Below are 17,806 nucleotides of genomic sequence, written 5' to 3'. Positions count from 1 at the left end.
CTCAAAGTAAATGTTATTAAATGTAAAGATGGCTCTAAGAATGCTAACAAAGTGACCATCTTGAAATGGCTTGACATCAACTTACTGTTACAGGAAAAATATTAAAGAGGTAACGCTGCATATTCACCAAGCTAATAATATGATTTTTATGTCTCATAGAGGGGGAATTCTAAAACGATTTATTATGGAAGTAGAAGTTGAGGGGGGGAGTATATGATTGTCATTGTCCAACCAAAGGGCGCATAGGCAACATTGTGTTCCGCAATATCTCTTATCTACTTTCTAAGAGTAATGATACGAATAGAGAGAGCTATCCTGTTAAACTGCTGTATCTATGAATATGGCAGGTTAACTTTAACATTACACCTACAGAAGTAAATCTAATACGTTATTTTGAGATAAAAGCATAATGATATTTACATGTAGGAGTATGTCGTAGCACCCATCATTTTCAAGTTTTATTTCCATATTATAAAAAATAAGATTTCGAACCTATTGGGAATACTTTCTATAATAATATTAAGACTCCGAGGATTAAAAACAATTTAGCAATAATATTCATTGACGTCCCATACCACCTACTCCATTTAACCTAATTTTTCATTCTAATGGTAATACGCCATTTATCATTCATACACTCTTAATGAATGATAAGTTTCAGTAATTGGAAATAAACAACTCTGTTGATTTTTAAAATGAACAGAGTTATTTAACAAAGCCTTATTGTAAAAAGTAAGAAAAGAGTGTACCATTAAATGAGAATGATAATCAATTACAATTGGTTACCGAGGAGTGAGTGTAAATGGAACAGCAAGATTTATTCGATGTAACTGTTATTGGAGGAGGGCCAGCAGGCCTTTACTCCACTTTCTATAGTGGATTAAGAGAAATGAAGACAAAGCTTATTGAATATCAACCACAATTAGGCGGGAAAATTCATGTATATCCAGAGAAAATGATTTGGGACGTGGGAGGGCTGACACCAATTACGGGAGCAAAATTAATTGAACAGCTAGTAGAGCAAGGCTTAACATTTAACCCAGAAGTAGTGTTGAATGAAAAAGTGGAGTCAATCACGCGTAATGAAGAAGGTATTTTTGTATTACTTACTGCTTCAGGCCAAAAGCACTTTTCAAAAACAATAATTGTGGCTGTAGGCGGTGGAATATTGAATCCTCAAAAGCTAGAGATAGATGGGGCCGAAAGGTTTGAAGTCTCTAATTTGAACTACACAGTGAAGTCATTTAAACGATTTAAAGATAAAACAGTGATCATTTCCGGTGGTGGAAATTCTGCAATAGATTGGGCAAATGAATTAGAGCCTATCGCCAAAAAAGTTTATTTAACATACAGAAAAGATAGTTTAGCAGGTCATGAATCACAAGCAACACAATTAATGAACAGTTCCGCAGTTTGTATTTTAAATACTTCGATTACAAAACTAGTAGCCTGTGCTAATCATGAATTAATTGAACATGTTGAATTGACAAATCATGAAACTGGAGAGGTTTCGTACTTGCCCATTGATGAAGTGATTATAAATCATGGATATGAGCGTGATACTTCTCTACTTGAAAATAGTAAAGTGAGTATTGCTAAAGCAGATAATTACTTTATTGCAGGTAATGCTACTAGTGAATCTTCGATAGATGGAATTTACGCCGCTGGGGATATTCTAAAGCACGATGGGAAGTTAAATTTAATAGCAGGTACCTTCCAAGATGCAGCAAATGCTGTAAACAAGGCAAAACAATTTATCCAGCCTGACGCTAATGAAATTGGAATGGTCTCGTCACATAATGAAATCTTTAAAAAGCGCAATAGAGAATTAGTTAAACAAATGATGAAACCATCTAAAATTCTTTAACTGTTAATAAAAGCTCCAGTGCCCTTTTTGGCATGGAGCTTTATTAACTTCTTTTTATAGTGATTCTTTAATAACCTTTTTGTAATGAAAAACGGATAGGATTCCGAAAATCGAATACAATGCCGTGTATAATGCCATGACGATGATCATCGGTGTCCAAACTTCGGTCCCGAATAAGAACCATCCTGATTGGACTGCGAAATAACTGTGAAGCAACCCGACGACTAAAGGAATACCGAAATTGAAAACTTGTTTTGCTTGGATTCCTCTTAGTAAGTCACCTCGAGTGAATCCCAGTTTTCTTAAGATTGTATAATTGGATTTTTCGCCTTCACTTTCATCCATTTGTTTGAAATATAGGATACAACCGGATGTGACGAGGAAGGTTAATCCCAAGAAGCCGACTATGAACATGATAAGGCCCATATTCTTCTTCTGGGTGTTGAACATTTCTAATTGGGAACCATTTCCATATTCTTCTCTGAAACTCATTTTATTGAAAATATCATTCGCCTTTTCAAGTTCAGCTTCATCCTTCACATCAATCCCGATATTCACCGATGATACTTTTTGGATTTTCGGGTCGATATCCTTTTTCAAACGGTCGAATATCGTTTGGTCTACAATGGCAACGGGCAAACCGCCACTCGTAAAATAGTAGGACAAGAAGGTATCATCATTCAATCCCATATATGTTTGCGGAATGACTTCGTGTTTGCCTTTCAGTTCAATCTTTCCGGAATCCTTCAAGGACATGACCTTCTCCATCATATTACTGTATCCGCTGAAAAGGGTCTCATCTTCAGCAAGGTTGATTCCTTTAACGGATTCATCACTGATGACGGGGACAGTCATGATGTCTGGATCAAAGTTCACAGCTTCCAGGCTGGTCTCCATTATTTCCTTTACATTGACATCCACTTGAATGACATCAATCACCTTTTCGTTATAATCGATTTTACTGTCTGATAAAGCTTCTTTGAATGCATCCGCATCTTTCATATCCGTCATGGAAAAATCGGTAGGGATACTGCTTTGTGCACTCTTCTCTGCTGAGTAGTAGGAGATATAGCTTAATGATAATAATCCAATCGCCAAAGCGGAAACGGTCGTGATGATCGTCAATAATACCGCATTCGATTTCATCCGGAACATGATGGATGAAAGGGACAATACTTCATTGATGTTCAAATACCCATTTTTCTTTTTACGGACGATATTAAAAATAAAGCTTACGGAACCTTTATAAAATAGGTAGGTCCCGATGATGACGGATGCCAGAATGAAGACCATGGCCATAAAAAGCTCGGTCATCTCTGAAAAAGCTCCATCGAATAATTTGGATGAAACGACATAGCCAGCAATGATCAGGATGATCCCGAATATCCCGATGATCATTTCGAAAATCGAAACCTTTTTCACTTTTCCTTCCGTCATTGAAGTCACTCTAAATAATGATAAAATGGTCTGCCTTTTAATGAAGACATAATTCATTAACATGATGAAAAGATAGATGGCGCTAAAAACGAGCACGGTTTGAACAAGCGGCTGAAAAGAAAATTGAAGGGTCGCGATCGCCTGGACACCGGTAATTTTAAATAAAATCATGATGATTAATTTTGAAGCCGCAAACCCTACAAAGATTCCCAGGAATACGGAACAGAAATACAAGATCAGGTTTTCCACACTCAGGATACGGAATATCCTGTTCTTGGTCATGCCTATCAATTGGAATAAGCCAATTTCTTTACTGCGTCTTTTTATGAAAATGCTATTGGCATATAAAAGGAATATGGAAACAATCGCAACAAGCAGGATCGATGCAGCCTTGATGGAGGCGGCCCCTTTCACTGTACCCTCCGTTTTATCCATCGATGGGTCATATTGCAAGGTGACAAAGGCAAAATAAAGGGAAGCGCTGAAGACTAGGGCAAACACATACAGGTAATAGTTCTTCAGATTCTTTTTCAGATTTCGAAAGATGAGTTGATTAATGCTCATTTTGAACCCCTCCCAAAACACCTTGTGTTTTCATGATGTCCTTGAAGAAGGTTTGTCTGGATTCTTCACCTTTATTCAATTGCGTATAGATTTGTCCATCTTTAATGAAAATGACTCGGCTGCAATAACTGGCCGCCACTGGATCATGGGTTACCATGATGATCGTCGCTTTGCGCTTTTTATTCATTTCGCTCAGTTTGTTCAGTAAATCGGAAGCTGATTTGGAGTCTAGCGCCCCAGTCGGTTCATCCGCAAAAATGATGCTTGGATCATGGATGAAAGCCCGTGCTGCAGACGTACGCTGTTTTTGACCACCGGAAATTTCATTTGGGTATTTATCCTTCACTTCATATATGCCCAGTTCCTTCGCCACGGTATCAAACTTTTGTGCGGCTTCATTATTGGGTGTTTTTGTAATGGATAAGGGCAAAAGGATATTTTCTTTGACAGTCAGTGTGTCCAATAAGTTATATTCCTGGAAGATGAAGCCTAAATGGTTCTTTCGAAATTCGGCCAGTTTCTTTTCTTTCATACCGGAAATTTCTTTTCCATCGATTATAATGCTCCCGTTGCTAATCTTATCAATCGAGGAGAGAACATTGAGCAATGTCGTTTTCCCTGAACCTGATGCTCCCATGATACTCACGAATTCGCCTTCTTGGATGTTAATATCCAGTCCTTTTAATACTTCTTGTTTATTAAATTTATTACCATAGCTTTTATGGATTTTTTTTGCTTCTAATATATTCATTTGGATACACTCCTTTTTTTCTATATCCTCATTATAAAAGGCAATGTATTTCTTTTCCTTCGTTTGGACGAACAAAGAATAAAAGCATGTGACACTTTTGTCACATGCTTGTGATATTCACGAAATCATTTCTTTTTGGGAAGCTCAAGGTAACGGTCGTTCCGGTCCCAAGCTCTGATTTTACATCAATGGAGATGAATAGGGACTCAGCAGCATTCTTGGTTAAATATAACCCCATGCCTGTTGCCGCATTGTCACGGTGATTTGTCGTGGATGTAAATCCTTTATCAAATATGCGGGATAAATCCTTTGGGTCGATGCCCCGTCCAGAATCCTTCACTTCAAGAATCGTTTGTTCAGCTTGTTCATGGCTATATATCGTGATATCTGAGTTTTCACTGTATTTGATGGAGTTGGTCAAGAGCTGCCTCATGATGAAGGCCAGCCATTTGGCATCACTAAGCACTTCGGTTACTTCTAAATGAATGTCAAAGCCAATCCCTTTTTGAATGCACCATGATTGCAGCGTTTTAATCTCATCAAAGATTATTGTTTCCAAATCGGTATTCTCAATATACAAATCATTTTCGATGAAAGGAATGCGCCTTTGATGGAGCTGCTGGTCAAGAAGAAGGTGAATGCGCAGCCACTCATAAGTCAAATGGGATTTCAGCATTTCATCATCCAAGCGGTCAATCATTAAGTGCATGGCCGTCAAGGGTGTTTTCACTTCATGAATCCAAGATAATAATTCATCCTTCTCCTGTTCTAAAGTCATTTGACCTTGTGAAGCAGACTGTTTCAAAAATTCGGTTTGATTCATGATGCTGTTTTCAATGATTCTTTCAAAAGGGCTGTCTGGATCGGCTATATTTGTTAAATCAAGATTGTCTTCCCGGTCTTCTAAACTTTTATAGAATTTCGTTTCTATTTTGTAACGGACAATTAAAAAGATACTGAACATAATCATCGATAAAAAGACAATATAGAGGATGGGCTTTAGTGGAATTGCCGTATCAATAAAAGCGACAAAGATGATAAAAAGATGAAGGAGTATATAGAAAATAATCCAACTGAATCTTTCCACTATATATTTTTTAATCATATAATTGCCTCTTCAACAGCGATGTAGCCCTGTCCAACCTTCGTTTCGATAAAGCGCCCTAAGCCAAGTTCATCAAGTCTTTTCCGTAAACGGTTCACATTGACTGTAAGGGTGTTATCGCTTATGAAACGTTTGTCATCCCATAAGCTGTTGATTAATTCTTCCCGGCTTACGATCTTATTTTTCTGCTCAATGAGCTTTTTCAAGATGAAAATTTCATTTTTCGTCAATTCGATTGTGCCAGTCTCGGCCGATACCGTGTTCTTCTCGTAATCCACAGTTGCGCCGCACCAGGTTTTCAATTCGATCTTTTCGGTATTGTAATTATAGACACGGCGAAGGGTGGCCTGTATCTTTGCGATGAGTACATCGAAATGAAAGGGCTTTTGAATAAAGTCATCAGCTCCAAGCTGCATGGACATCACCATGTCGGTAGGATGATCACGTGAAGATAAAAAGATGATGGGAACATTGGAATGGGTCCGGATCATTCTGCACCAATGAAACCCATCAAACTTTGGCAATTGTATATCAATAATGACTAAATCAGGTTTTATGTCTGTGAATTCCTGAATCACTTTACTAAAATCACTAATCCCATAAATATCATAAGACCATTGCGCTAATCTATCTTTAATCTCGTTGAATAACGTCGTATCATCTTCTATTAATAAGAGTTTAAACAAATGATTCACCACACTTTTTCAGCTTTTTCATAAAATTATATAGTAAAACCTATATGGGTTCTATAGAGTGGGAGCATTTTAGTACCAGCACTTGGGAAAAAACAATGAATGTATTGCCGATAAGGGTCTGTGGAACGAATCAAACGGATTGAGAAATACCGTGACATGGGCGACTATTAACGGTTGTATGGATAACACTAGTATATTAGAATGGACCATAACGAATGGAGGAAATGAAATTATGTCTGATTTTCCAAATTGCCCAAAATGTAATTCAGAATACACGTACGAAGATGGAAGTCTTTTTGTTTGTCCAGAATGTGCTCATGAGTGGACTTTAGAATTAGAAACTGAAAATAGTGATAAAAAAATTATCAAAGATGCAAATGGAAATGTCTTAAACGATGGTGATTCTGTAACAGTAATTAAAGACCTTAAAGTAAAAGGGAGTTCATCAGTCCTGAAAATAGGTACAAAAGTAAAAAGTATACGTTTGGTTGATGGAGATCATGATATAGATTGCAAAATTGACGGATTTGGAGCTATGAAATTAAAATCTGAATTTGTTAAAAAGGTATAAAAGCAGTTTTTTTTATGCAACTGAACCGAAAATGTATTCTATTATCAATTCTGGTAGATATTCAAATTCTACCAGGATTTTTTTAGTTTCTGAAAAGTTTCACTATTGGAGGAATAGTTGTAAAAAAATAGATGGAGAGTTTTCATGGCAGTCTATACGGCAAACGAGGCGTGATTATTTACGGAAGATTCTATCATTCTTCTCAGTTATAAGGTCTAGCGGGCAATCTTGTACTCGGCATTTTACAGGGGCTTTATCTTAACTTTTTGTATTGAAAATGCAGGATGAAAAGAGGGTCGAAAAGTTCGTAATTTCCAAAATAAACAAAATCCAGATATATATTTAAACATTCATTGTTTTCCTGTAAAATAATTTTATATGGCAGAAACTCTGTCAAATTTCTTGTCAAATTATTTAGGAAGCTTGAGGGAAACGTAAATTATGGATTTTGAAAAAAATCTTGAGAAAAGTTGGAATAATCAACCAAACATAGGATTAAAAGCTTATTTAAAGAAAATGAAGGGCGAAACTAGAGATAAAGACAGAATTGATTATATTGATTCCTTTGTTTCAGCTATAGGTGGACTCATTGCTATTATTATCATTAGTTTTGTAGCTGTTTATTTAGGATATCCTATGGCATTAGCTCCTCTAGGTGCAAGCTGTGTAATTGTATTTGGTGCCCATAAAGGTATCTTGTCTCAACCTCGTAACGTTATTGGAGGACATTTAATTTCTACCACTTCAGCACTTATTATTTGGAGCATATTTGGTAAGAGTCTATTCATTATTGGTCTAGTATTAGCTATTGTATTATTAATAATGACTCTTACAAAAACTGTTCATCCTCCCGCAGCAGCAAGTGCCCTTGTTGCTGTTAATTCTCAAGCTGGATGGGGATTCCTTATTTCGATTGCAATAGGAACTATATTATTAGTTTTTATATCAATGATCTATAATAACTTATTTCAAGCAAGACAGTATCCAAAACACTGGTTATGAGACTAATAATGTATATAAACTGAGATAACTAATATGATTAGTTATCAGATGATGTTTATTAAAAATTGCTCTTTTAGCTTAATTATCTGGATTTTACTAGTCTCGCAAGTTTAAAAAAATGATACGGATAAAAATAAAAAGCCATTTCCATATGCTAAAGGTTGGGACCTTTAGCATATGGAAATGGCTTAACCCTGTTTGTCTGATAAATCATTCATAAATCACGTTTGAGATATACAATAGGATTAAAGAGGGTACTAATTTAAAAAAGGAATTAATTAACAATATAAAGATGAGCAAGTACTTAATAAAGTATCTTGCTCACCAGGTTGTGAAAATAATCTTAATATACTTTGTCACCGTTAAAGATTGAATTTTTAACTACAACATAATCTACATTACGGATTGCTTCTAACTTGTTTCCTCCAGCATAAGAAATAGAGGACTGAAGATCTTGCTCCATTTCTTTCAATGTATCTTCTAAAGATCCTTTGTGCTCGACAAACATTTTTTTGCCTTCAACATTCTTCTTTTCACCTTTTTGGAATTCCGAAGCTGAACCAAAGTATTCTTTAAAGGCCTTTCCATCTTTCTCAATTGTTTCTCCTGGAGATTCTTCATGTCCAGCAAATAATGAACCAATCATAACCATAGAGGCACCGAATCTAATTGATTTAGCTATATCACCATGTGTGCGAATGCCTCCGTCAGCAATAATAGGTTTACTTGCTGCTTTTGCACACCAACGAAGTGCAGCTAATTGCCAGCCACCAGTTCCAAATCCAGTTTTAATTTTAGTGATACATACTTTCCCTGGTCCAATGCCTACTTTTGTAGCATCAGCACCAGCATGCTCTAATTCTCTTACTGCTTCTGGAGTTCCCACATTTCCTGCAATAACAAAAGTATCAGGTAAGTGTTTTTTAATATGCTGAATCATATTTATAACAGCAGTGGAATGACCATGTGCGATATCTATCGTAATGAATTCTGGTATAACATGTTCATTTGATAATTGTTGTATGAAACCATACTCTTCTTCTTTGACGCCCACACTAATAGATGCGATTAATTCACGTGAGTGCATATCTTTAATAAATGAGTGTCTCTTTTCTGGTTCGAAACGATGCATCACATAGAAGTAACCATTCTCCGCTAAGTAAATGGCAACCTTTTCGTCTATAATTGTTTGCATATTTGCAGGGACCACAGGTAACCTAAATGTATGTCTACCTAAGGTTACAGTTGTATCACACTCAGAACGGCTATTTACTATACATTTTGCAGGAATTAATTGAATATCTTCATAATCAAACACGTTTTCCATGATATGCACCTCTATATACGAATGTTTTTATATTTTTATATTAAAATTGTTCGCCCACTAGGTAATGTACATCATTTTTCTCAGTAAGTCAAAATTTTTAATAGTTATATTGTGTGTCACTTCAAAAAAGTTATGACAAATTGATAGACAGAGGGGTAACTTAAACGTATATCATCGTATTATTAACATAGAGGAAACTGGTATTTGGTCGTATATTGAATAGACAAAGAATCCAAAAAAAATTAGAATGTTAATACAGCTGATGAAGAGTCTAAGGTGATATTGCGATTGAAGGGATTACATAATATTGAATTTAAAATCTTGTATCTGTTTGGTATGCCTTTGCTCATGTAAGGATAATAATTCAATCCATTGATCCAATGATAGGTCCCCGAACATGGGATGTTTGGCTTTCTTTTTAGTTAAAACAATATCTTTATCCATTTCATAAAGAACCTGCAATAGTTGATCCCTTGATTCAGCCAGTAAATCTATAATTTTTGATAATTGAAAAGGTTTTTGTGATGGTAAAACGATGTCAGGAGATTTGAATTTTTTTTTCATATCAGAAATTAAGTAAATATTTTTTTGAATGATATTTTTGTAATCCTTATCCCGAATACCTCTGGCTATAGCTTCAGTAATTGCCTGTTCAGAAAGATATAAGTGATGGCAAATTTGGGCGATGCTCCATATATCAGGAACAGGTTTGTGATTTAGTGTCTTGTCCTCCAATTCTGTAATTTCCTCTATTAGCTGGTTTCTCGATTCGAATAATAAATCATACTCTATAAAATTCATACGAACCTCCCCCTTATATGACACCCCGTTTTTGAATGTATCACTCGAACACGTTTTTCATGATACGTACGACTGAATCCGAAAGGTATACTCATTTTATATTAAAAATCGTTCGTCTATTAGGTGGTTTCCCTGATTTATTCTAAGGGAGTCAAAATTTCAAAAAAGTGTTTTTTATCTATTAATAATCTTAACAGATTTGAAGCATTTTTAGAAAAAATGGATAGATGGACAGAAGAGTGATTAAACATAAACCAACGTAAAATGAACATAGAGAAAACGGACATCTAATGTATAATGGGTGTATAAAAATTCATAAAACGATTGTTTTGATAGGATGATCTGAGAAAGAGCGTGTGAAAGATTCTAGAGGTGAGACGAAGAAAGGGGGCGATTTTAGAATAGGCCATGTTTTTGTGGCGCATCGTCTCTATAATTATGGTTTGAGGGAGGAAATCAGAACTGTATTAGATCTGTTCCTCCAGACTTTTTACTTTACTTTAAATATACTATCCATAAGTTTATAACAAGGGGAAGCTAGGGTTATACCTGCAAATGGCGCATTACTTTTTCAACTGAAATCTTAACTGGATTGAAACCTTTGGCATTCCATAATAATAGACCTTGGTTGAGGGATATATAGTAAATGGCCAGTTCCATCGGGTCACCATCTATAAAGATTCCATCACGCTGCCCGTTACTGATAATACGGGCTATCCCATTCATAGCTATGGTATATTTTTGGTTTAATTCTTGTTTAACTTCATCAGAGAGCGAATCAGATTGTTGGGCCTCAATAACAAGAATACGACGATCTTGTGCTTGTTCTGGTGATCCGGAAAATGTAAGCTCAGTGAACCATGCAAGTTGATCCCAGGGTGTGCCCTTTCTATTTTCGGCTTCCTTCACTGTTTCAATAAACTGATCTAGTATGTTCATAATAAGAGACAAATAAATATTTTCTTTTGACTGGAAGTAATGGTAGAAAAGTCCATGACTTAATTTTACTGATGAAGTAATATCACTAATTTTAGTTGCTGCAAAACCCTTGCGTGCGAAAACCTTCAAGGCAGCTTTACTGATTTCTTCATAGCGTTGATCCCGTATTATTTTAAATTGTTCATCACTCTTAGGTGCCATCATTTCATTCCTCGCTTGCTGTATATTATTTCATTAATGTTGCATATTTAGATGTGTTTATAAGAAAAATCTGCAGATTGGTAAATGAATATAACTTCTCGTGATTCACTTTCTTTTCTTAATGAATACCGTATCATATAAGTTTAGCTTTTATAACAAAAAAAATCGAAGTTTTTTTTGCTGTCAATTCATTCGCAAATGCAATGATGATGATTGGTGTAGAAAATTGTAATAAGTTCAGTGAATATATATTTTTTTTACTTATTTATAGTATTTTCGAAAGCCTTATCATTTGTTATTTAGGCATAATTGGAAGAATTAATTAGGAGTCTTTTTTTTATTCTCATTCTTTCATCCCTAGTAAAAGAATAGTCATTCATGCATTCTCATGATTGCATTTTTTTGGTTGACTATCAAGTCAACTTTTTGATTGACTTGTTAGTCAACGTTATATATTATTGGTTCATGCTAATGTGCGTATTCACGATTCGTATGAAAAAAGTATGAATAAAAGATATATGCATAAAGAAGCAGATCAGTTCGTTAGAAAATACATGTAAAAAAAGGGGATAGAAAAATGGGTAGACTACAAGGGAAAACCGCTATCATTACAGGGGCAGCTGGCGGCATTGGTAAAGGTATGGCGATGGCTTTTGTTAAAGAAGGAGCAAAAGTTGCAATCATTGATTTAAACGAAGAGCTTGGTAACCAAACTATAAAAGAATTACAAGAATATCAACCAGAATCCATTTTCATTCAAGCTAATCTTGCAGAGCATGACAAATTGGGTGCTATCGTAAAAGAAGTGGCTGATAAATTCGGGAAAATAGATATCTTGGTGAATAATGCACATGCATCAAGAATGGCTTCTATTGCTGATACAACACAAAAAGAATTGGATTTATCTTTTAATACAGGATTCTATCCAACATTCTACTTCATGCAAGCAGCATTGCCTTACTTAAAAGAAACACAAGGGAAAATCATTAACTTTGCATCTGGAGCTGGGATTAATGGAGATGCTAATCAAGGTTCATATGCGGCTGCAAAAGAAGCAATTCGTGGAATTACCCGTGTAGCGGCTAATGAATTTGGTCCATTTGGCATCAATGTAAACATCATTGCTCCAATTGCTAAATCACCTGGAATGCTTCAATGGGCAGAAGACCAACCTGAATATTATCAAAACATGCTTGCTAAAATTCCTTTAAGAAGACTTGGCGAACTTGAAAGTGATATCGGACGTACAGCTGTTTTCTTAGCAAGCGATGATTCTGATTATATTACTGGTCAAACAATCATGGTTGATGGTGGATCTATCAAATTACGTTAATGGATTGTTGATTTGGTAAGTGAATATATTACACAATAAAGATAATGACTAGTTAATAACCAGTAGTGTTATTTATAATCGATAACGCTACTGGCTTTTATTGCGGAAATTTTGGCATAAAACGAGAAGTAGGGGGACACACATCAATGAGTCAGAAGAAAAAAATTCACTATGCTTGGTGGATTTTAGCAGGCTTAGCTATTATGGTCGGTATTGCAAAAGGCGGTATTATGACTGCAGGTGGATTGTTTTTAACACCTGTTACAGAGGATTTAAGCATTGGAATGGGAAGCTTATCCTTGTACTTTAGTATTTCATCAATTGTCACCATGATTTTCCTTCCAATTGCAGGTAAAATGATGGCGAAATATGATATTAGAATGATATTAGTAATAGGAGTTATTTTACAAGCAGGATCATTTGCGATGTTTGGATTAATGAATTCTGTGTGGGGTTGGTACTTGTTCTGTATCCCTATGTCAATTGGTTCCATTTTTGTTTGCCAAATGGCTGGTCCAGTATTAATTAATAACTGGTTTAAAAAGCATAATGGCTTGGCAATGGGAATTATGGTAGCCTCAGGTGGCCTATTCGGAGCAATTCTTCAACCTATGGCGGGTAACTTAATTGATAGCCAAGGCTGGAGAAATACTTATATTATTTTAGGAGTATTAGTAATGGCGATCGTTATACCAATCGTACTCTTAACGATCAGAATGGCCCCACAACAAAAAGGCTTACAACCACTTGGAGTGGACGAAGTAAAAAGTGATGAAAAAACAATTCCTAAAGCAGTAACAAGTAAAGGAGTTACTGCAGTTGTAGCAAGAAAATCCTCTGCATTTTATGCATTACTTCTATTTTTCTTCTTTATCACGGCTATAGGAAGCTTTGGTCAACATGTTGCACCATTCGCAATGGGATTGGGCTATGATGTTACATTCGCAGGTAATGCAATGGGGGGCTGGTCGATTGGTGTGTTATTAGGAGCTTTATCCTTCGGAATATTATCTGATAAAATTGGTGCGAAAAATACAGCACTCTTTGCGATGATTTTAGGTTTAGTTCCAATTGGAATACTTTTAGCAATTCCAGAAAACTCTGCGATGTTTACGTTGGCAATTGCTATCTATGGGTTTGTAGTTGCATCTATCGGTACATTAGGACCGCTACTAACAACAGCTTTGTTTGGTAATAAAGAATACAGTGAAATCTATGCTTCTGCTGTGATTGGATTAGCAGTAGCGGGGATTGTCGCTTTACCAGGATACGGATATATCTTTGAATTTACAGGTAGCTATACATCAGTACTGGTTGCAATTGCTTTTATGTTGACTATCAATTTAGTATTGATTATCCTAGCATTCAAAGGTAAAAAGAAACTCGAAGAAGCTGGGCTTTGGAACTAATTACCTCTAAACTATAACACCGTTAATATTCCTTAAAGCAATGATAATAGAAAAGGCGGGAGATTAATTCTCTCGTCTTTTTTTGACTCTTAAATAAATATTTTCACTAGATAGATTTGAAAATAAAAGTATACTTTCATAATTTGAACAGGAAAAGTTGCGAATGAAATGGGGAACTTTTACACTAAAGATATACAATATTAAATTTGACGGGTGGATCTTGATGGCTAAAACAATAGTTGAAAAATTGAATTTACAAAAATATAAAAAGGTGGCAGTCTTGCATTTACCAGATGGTTCAGATTATTTAGCGGAGTTAGCGGAATATGATACAGAGCTTTCTAAAAGTACGTATGATCTTATATTTGCGTTTGTATTAGATATGGAGTCTTTAAAAGGAATCGTAAACAAGGTAATTGAAAAAAATTATCTGAATAAAAGCGGCTATATCTTTTTGGCTTATCCCAAGAAGGGGAATAAAGTGTATCCAACGTTTATTCATCGTGATGATTTATTAGCTGGGCTAGGTGCAGATGGTAATGGTTATATTGGTTCGAGTAACATTAAGTTTGCACGTATGGTTGGATTAGATGATGTCTTTACGGTTGTCGGTCTAAAAGAAGATTCCCGAAACAAGAATCAACCATCTTCCAAAGCAAGTCAATGTGTAGATGATTATATCGCGATGATTCAGGATATAGAGAAAGATTTGCAGGATTCTCCGGATTTACTTGCGTTCTATCAATCACTCACTCCAGGGTACCGTAAAGATTGTGCACGTTATGTGTATAGTGCTAAACAAGAGGCGACAAAAGTAAAACGACGTGAAGAAATGAAAATGATTCTTGGAGAGGGTTATAAGAGTCGGGATTTATATAGAAGAGATAAATAAGTGTATTACGATGCCTTCTACTTTTCTTCTTCTGTAGTTCATCATGCATGAACTTAGCTAGAATCTGTAAACCTTACCATAAATAAAGAAAGCTCCAACCTGAAACAGAGAGACTAGTTCACTCTCTGTTTTTTGTCATGTTCACTCTATCAAAGGCATATACTAGACCAAATTAAAATTTCAAATCGTAATAATTATGATTTGTAAAGGTGGTTGAAAAATGCTTTTGAAACGATACATAGGCAATCTGCTGTTATTGATTCTGCTGTTTTTGCTACTTGCATTCTTTTTTCTAGGCGATGTGTTTATTCCAAAAGCACTTGATTTCTCAGCCTACCCGATGCTTCATTCGGTGTTGGTTATCTTTTTGGGGTTGTTTTTAGAATCGATTCCTTTTCTGTTCTTGGGTGCAATTGCATCTTCGTTTATCCAGTTGTTTGTTAGTGAAGATATCATTCAGCGGATGATTCCAAAAAGACCTCTTACGGCTATTTTTGCTGCGATTGCGGCGGCACTGATTATCCCGGTTTGCGAGTGTGCAATCATACCGGTCGTGCGAAGGTTAATTGTGAAGGGTGTCCCGGTTCATGCAGGTGTTGTTTTACTCGTTACCGCCCCAATCTTAAATGTCATCGTGTTCGGCTCAACTTATTATGCCTTTCAGAATAACCCGTCCATTCTATACGGAAGAATCATTCTCTGTGTTATTACGGCCGTTATTGTAGGTTTATTTATTTATATCTTCTGCAGTAAAGACGTGGTAAAAGAAGATAAGATAGAACTTGTTCATAAGCATGATCACGTTACTCCTGGGCCTAGTAAATGGACAAGCTTCATCGATCACACTTCACAGGAATTTTTTATGGTCGGCAGATACTTTATCATAGGCGCCTTGTTTGCCAGTGTATTTCAAGTTTTAATGGATCGGACTATTCTGGCCGATATCGGTCAGACACCGATTCAAGGAACAGCACTGATGATGGGAATAGCGTTTGTACTTTCGCTCTGTTCATCAGCAGATGCATTCGTTGCCGCTTCCTTTTCTCATAGTTTTCTACCGGGATCTATCCTTGGTTTCCTTGTATTTGGTCCAATGCTGGATTTGAAAAATGTTCTGATTATGCTGTCCTGTTTTAAACGGAGCTTTGTCGTCACATATGTACTGCTTGTTTTCGCAGTCGTCTTCAGTCTGTGTCTGCTCGCAGGTGTAATGATAAGTAAGGGGGGCTTCTAATGAAAAGTTTTTTTATCCAAAGACTTGAGGGACTGCTGCTACTTGGATTGGGTCTTATGATTTTTAAATTGTACGTTTCTGGTCATTTAACGAAATTAATTGCACCCAAAATGGTTCCATATGCGTTGGCTGCGCTTTTTGCTTTTTTAGGAATCAGTCTTCTGCGTATGAAAAAACAAAAACAGAGCCTGCATAATTGTGAGTGTGAATCCCATAGCGAGTCTTCACCGGCCATGAAAGTCCTGAAATATAGTTTGTTCTTCATTCCGATTATACTTGGCTTCATTTTGACGGACTTTACATTGAGCGGAGAAGTGCTGGCAAAAAGAGGGATGGTTCAGCAACAGACTCCCTTAGTAAGTTCATACGATGCAGGGAAACACGTGAACAGTGAAAAGATTTCTGTCACAGATGACAATTACTTTGAAGTTTTGGATGATTTGCTGAACAACCTCGATACAATCGAGGGGAAGGAAATAGAGCTTTCCGGGTTTATTTATCGTGAAGATTCATTTAAAGAAAAACAAATGGCAATCGCCCGTCTCTCCATGTCCTGCTGTGTGGTCGACGCGACGTTATACGGCTATATGGTCAATGGAAATGTGAAAAATATGAAGACGAATGATTGGTACACCATTACAGGTACATTAAAAAAAGGGAGTTATAAAGGTGAAGCGGTACCGGTTATTGATTTAAAAGAGTCGAAGAAAATAAAGGCACCGGAAGAAGCTTATTTGTATGAAAATGTGGAGATTATTCAATAGATTGCTATGGGATATTGTTCCTTTTTATGGAGTGTGTTAAAATGCTTTGTAATTAGGGGTGGATAAAAATAGAAAAAGGAAAACCCTTTATGAATTCACAACTTCATCATCATACATAGTAGCTTTGCTATCCGATTGCTGAAAAATCGTGATTAGGAAAGCTATTTATCATGAATCGTATTTGATTAGAATAAACCGGCTGACATTCAGTTTGTTGAACCTAACTCTACTTCTTTAAAAGGTTCTAGAAGTAGTTATTAATTAGTGATGAAAATGATTGAAAGAAGGTACAATATTGAAACGAAATTCACTTATTATAGGAATAATAGTATTAATAATTATTTGTATAGGAGCATGGAGCTTGTTTAGAAAAAATACTACTGAAACAGATGCGATCTATCTAGACATTGCAAAATTAGAGGGTAACACTTTCACTACTAATGGAAATTTCACTGGAGGAGCCATGAAATATAGTGGCTATAAGTATAAAATAGATGGTGAAAACATGTATTTATATATAAATAACCGTCTATTGATTGGTGAATCCGGTGATTTTTTAATCAAAATTAGAGATGAGAATTTACAAAATGTAGAGAAAGTTTATTTACAAGGTCAAGATAAATCTGATTCATATCAAATTTGGCCGAATCAGGAAGACTAAACGTAACACTGCCAACACTCAAATTGAAGTGTTGGCAGTGTTTTTAATTTCTATTATCAAGCTGTTTACCTTAGTAGAAACTAGCATTATTGTTTACATAAACCTCTTTATCGGCATTGAACATGCAATCTCAAGTTGTTATCTTCCTAGATACACAATATCTGGATCATTCACTTACCCCAGATCTACATCCTCCATTCCGACTATTGAAGGATAACACAATTCATCCTTGTGAAATTCCCTTGAAAAGATC

The 17,806-nt window shown here is 35.8% G+C and carries 16 protein-coding genes; 9 read left to right on the top strand and 7 right to left on the bottom strand.

Translation table 11 applies throughout. The features are described 5' to 3' along the window. Positions 1–802: 802 nt before the first annotated feature. Positions 803–1,867: an NAD(P)/FAD-dependent oxidoreductase gene (locus tag JFV29_RS21610; protein WP_201186285.1), complete on the top strand. Its 1,065-nt coding sequence runs from the start codon at positions 803–805 to the stop codon at positions 1,865–1,867. Positions 1,868–1,921: 54 nt separating this feature from the next. Here the strand turns inward: JFV29_RS21610 and JFV29_RS21605 are convergent, their stop codons facing one another. The 4 genes from JFV29_RS21605 to JFV29_RS21590 all read right to left on the bottom strand — a co-directional run bounded on the left by JFV29_RS21605 (position 1,922) and on the right by JFV29_RS21590 (position 6,410). Beyond that, the gene (locus JFV29_RS21605; protein ID WP_201186284.1) at positions 1,922–3,868 is read right to left on the bottom strand and encodes an FtsX-like permease family protein; all 1,947 of its coding nucleotides are present in this window, start codon (positions 3,866–3,868) and stop codon (positions 1,922–1,924) included. Next, positions 3,858–4,619 carry an ABC transporter ATP-binding protein gene (locus JFV29_RS21600; protein ID WP_201186282.1) on the bottom strand — a complete coding sequence of 254 codons (762 nt, stop codon included), beginning with the start codon at positions 4,617–4,619 and terminating at the stop codon, positions 3,858–3,860. The genes JFV29_RS21605 and JFV29_RS21600 overlap by 11 nt, the downstream gene beginning before the upstream one ends. Before the next feature lie 100 nt (positions 4,620–4,719). Then, positions 4,720–5,724, bottom strand: coding sequence for a sensor histidine kinase (locus JFV29_RS21595; RefSeq protein ID WP_201186280.1), 1,005 nt, complete (start codon positions 5,722–5,724; stop codon positions 4,720–4,722). Then, the gene (locus JFV29_RS21590) at positions 5,721–6,410 is read right to left on the bottom strand and encodes a response regulator transcription factor (RefSeq protein WP_201186278.1); all 690 of its coding nucleotides are present in this window, start codon (positions 6,408–6,410) and stop codon (positions 5,721–5,723) included. Before JFV29_RS21590 ends, JFV29_RS21595 begins: the two co-directional genes overlap by 4 nt. Positions 6,411–6,651: 241 nt before the next feature. Here JFV29_RS21590 and JFV29_RS21585 point away from each other — a divergent pair, with 241 nt between their 5' ends. Both JFV29_RS21585 and JFV29_RS21580 read left to right on the top strand, forming a co-directional pair. Further along, positions 6,652–6,990, top strand: a complete 339-nt coding sequence (locus JFV29_RS21585; protein WP_053347377.1) for a zinc ribbon domain-containing protein YjdM — start codon at positions 6,652–6,654, stop codon at positions 6,988–6,990. A 441-nt stretch (positions 6,991–7,431) separates the two neighbouring features. Continuing rightward, positions 7,432–7,992, top strand: coding sequence for an HPP family protein (locus tag JFV29_RS21580; protein WP_201186277.1), 561 nt, complete (start codon positions 7,432–7,434; stop codon positions 7,990–7,992). Positions 7,993–8,335: 343 nt separating this feature from the next. On the opposite strand, the gene guaC is transcribed toward JFV29_RS21580, so the two are convergent. The 3 genes from guaC to JFV29_RS21565 form a co-directional block, all read right to left on the bottom strand. After that, complete coding sequence (gene guaC / locus JFV29_RS21575; protein WP_053347375.1) at positions 8,336–9,319, bottom strand: GMP reductase; 984 nt, start codon at positions 9,317–9,319, stop codon at positions 8,336–8,338. Positions 9,320–9,616: 297 nt separating this feature from the next. Continuing rightward, positions 9,617–10,120 carry a DinB family protein gene (locus JFV29_RS21570; RefSeq protein WP_201186276.1) on the bottom strand — a complete coding sequence of 168 codons (504 nt, stop codon included), beginning with the start codon at positions 10,118–10,120 and terminating at the stop codon, positions 9,617–9,619. 543 nt (positions 10,121–10,663) lie between these two features. Then, positions 10,664–11,260, bottom strand: coding sequence for a TetR/AcrR family transcriptional regulator (locus JFV29_RS21565; RefSeq protein ID WP_056529566.1), 597 nt, complete (start codon positions 11,258–11,260; stop codon positions 10,664–10,666). Between the two features lie 577 nt (positions 11,261–11,837). On the opposite strand from JFV29_RS21565, the gene JFV29_RS21560 reads away from it, so the two are divergent. The 6 genes from JFV29_RS21560 (at position 11,838) to JFV29_RS21535 (ending at position 17,553) form a co-directional block, all read left to right on the top strand. Beyond that, positions 11,838–12,593, top strand: a complete 756-nt coding sequence (locus JFV29_RS21560; RefSeq protein WP_053347372.1) for an SDR family NAD(P)-dependent oxidoreductase — start codon at positions 11,838–11,840, stop codon at positions 12,591–12,593. Between the two features lie 146 nt (positions 12,594–12,739). Further along, a complete protein-coding gene (locus JFV29_RS21555; RefSeq protein ID WP_201186275.1) occupies positions 12,740–14,002 on the top strand; it encodes an MFS transporter in 1,263 nt (420 codons plus the stop codon). Between the two features lie 223 nt (positions 14,003–14,225). After that, positions 14,226–14,894 carry a YdeI/OmpD-associated family protein gene (locus JFV29_RS21550; protein ID WP_201186274.1) on the top strand — a complete coding sequence of 223 codons (669 nt, stop codon included), beginning with the start codon at positions 14,226–14,228 and terminating at the stop codon, positions 14,892–14,894. 220 nt (positions 14,895–15,114) lie between these two features. Then, positions 15,115–16,128 (top strand): permease, encoded by a 1,014-nt coding sequence (locus JFV29_RS21545; RefSeq protein ID WP_242486928.1) that lies wholly within the window; start codon positions 15,115–15,117, stop codon positions 16,126–16,128. Continuing rightward, a complete protein-coding gene (locus JFV29_RS21540) occupies positions 16,128–16,892 on the top strand; it encodes a TIGR03943 family putative permease subunit (protein ID WP_201186273.1) in 765 nt (254 codons plus the stop codon). The genes JFV29_RS21545 and JFV29_RS21540 overlap by 1 nt, the downstream gene beginning before the upstream one ends. 277 nt (positions 16,893–17,169) lie before the next feature. Further along, positions 17,170–17,553, top strand: coding sequence for a hypothetical protein (locus JFV29_RS21535; protein ID WP_201186272.1), 384 nt, complete (start codon positions 17,170–17,172; stop codon positions 17,551–17,553). The last annotated feature ends 253 nt before the right edge of the window (positions 17,554–17,806 follow it).

This window comes from Peribacillus sp. TH16 (genome assembly GCF_016651095.1).
In the GTDB taxonomy this organism is placed as follows: domain Bacteria; phylum Bacillota; class Bacilli; order Bacillales; family DSM-1321; genus Peribacillus; species Peribacillus butanolivorans.
Note: the sequence above shows the minus strand (reverse complement) of the source record. Positions and strands in the feature narration are given on the sequence as shown.

Coding starts and splice junctions, on each gene's coding strand:
- JFV29_RS21550 (WP_201186274.1), top strand. CDS start 14,226: ATGGCTAAAACAATAGTTGAAAAATTGAATTTACAAAAATATAAAAAG.
- JFV29_RS21610 (WP_201186285.1), top strand. CDS start 803: ATGGAACAGCAAGATTTATTCGATGTAACTGTTATTGGAGGAGGGCCA.
- JFV29_RS21545 (WP_242486928.1), top strand. CDS start 15,115: ATGCTTTTGAAACGATACATAGGCAATCTGCTGTTATTGATTCTGCTG.
- JFV29_RS21555 (WP_201186275.1), top strand. CDS start 12,740: ATGAGTCAGAAGAAAAAAATTCACTATGCTTGGTGGATTTTAGCAGGC.
- JFV29_RS21600 (WP_201186282.1), bottom strand. CDS start 4,619: ATGAATATATTAGAAGCAAAAAAAATCCATAAAAGCTATGGTAATAAA.
- JFV29_RS21595 (WP_201186280.1), bottom strand. CDS start 5,724: ATGATTAAAAAATATATAGTGGAAAGATTCAGTTGGATTATTTTCTAT.
- JFV29_RS21585 (WP_053347377.1), top strand. CDS start 6,652: ATGTCTGATTTTCCAAATTGCCCAAAATGTAATTCAGAATACACGTAC.
- JFV29_RS21540 (WP_201186273.1), top strand. CDS start 16,128: ATGAAAAGTTTTTTTATCCAAAGACTTGAGGGACTGCTGCTACTTGGA.
- JFV29_RS21580 (WP_201186277.1), top strand. CDS start 7,432: ATGGATTTTGAAAAAAATCTTGAGAAAAGTTGGAATAATCAACCAAAC.
- JFV29_RS21570 (WP_201186276.1), bottom strand. CDS start 10,120: ATGAATTTTATAGAGTATGATTTATTATTCGAATCGAGAAACCAGCTA.
- JFV29_RS21605 (WP_201186284.1), bottom strand. CDS start 3,868: ATGAGCATTAATCAACTCATCTTTCGAAATCTGAAAAAGAATCTGAAG.
- guaC (WP_053347375.1), bottom strand. CDS start 9,319: ATGGAAAACGTGTTTGATTATGAAGATATTCAATTAATTCCTGCAAAA.
- JFV29_RS21560 (WP_053347372.1), top strand. CDS start 11,838: ATGGGTAGACTACAAGGGAAAACCGCTATCATTACAGGGGCAGCTGGC.
- JFV29_RS21565 (WP_056529566.1), bottom strand. CDS start 11,260: ATGGCACCTAAGAGTGATGAACAATTTAAAATAATACGGGATCAACGC.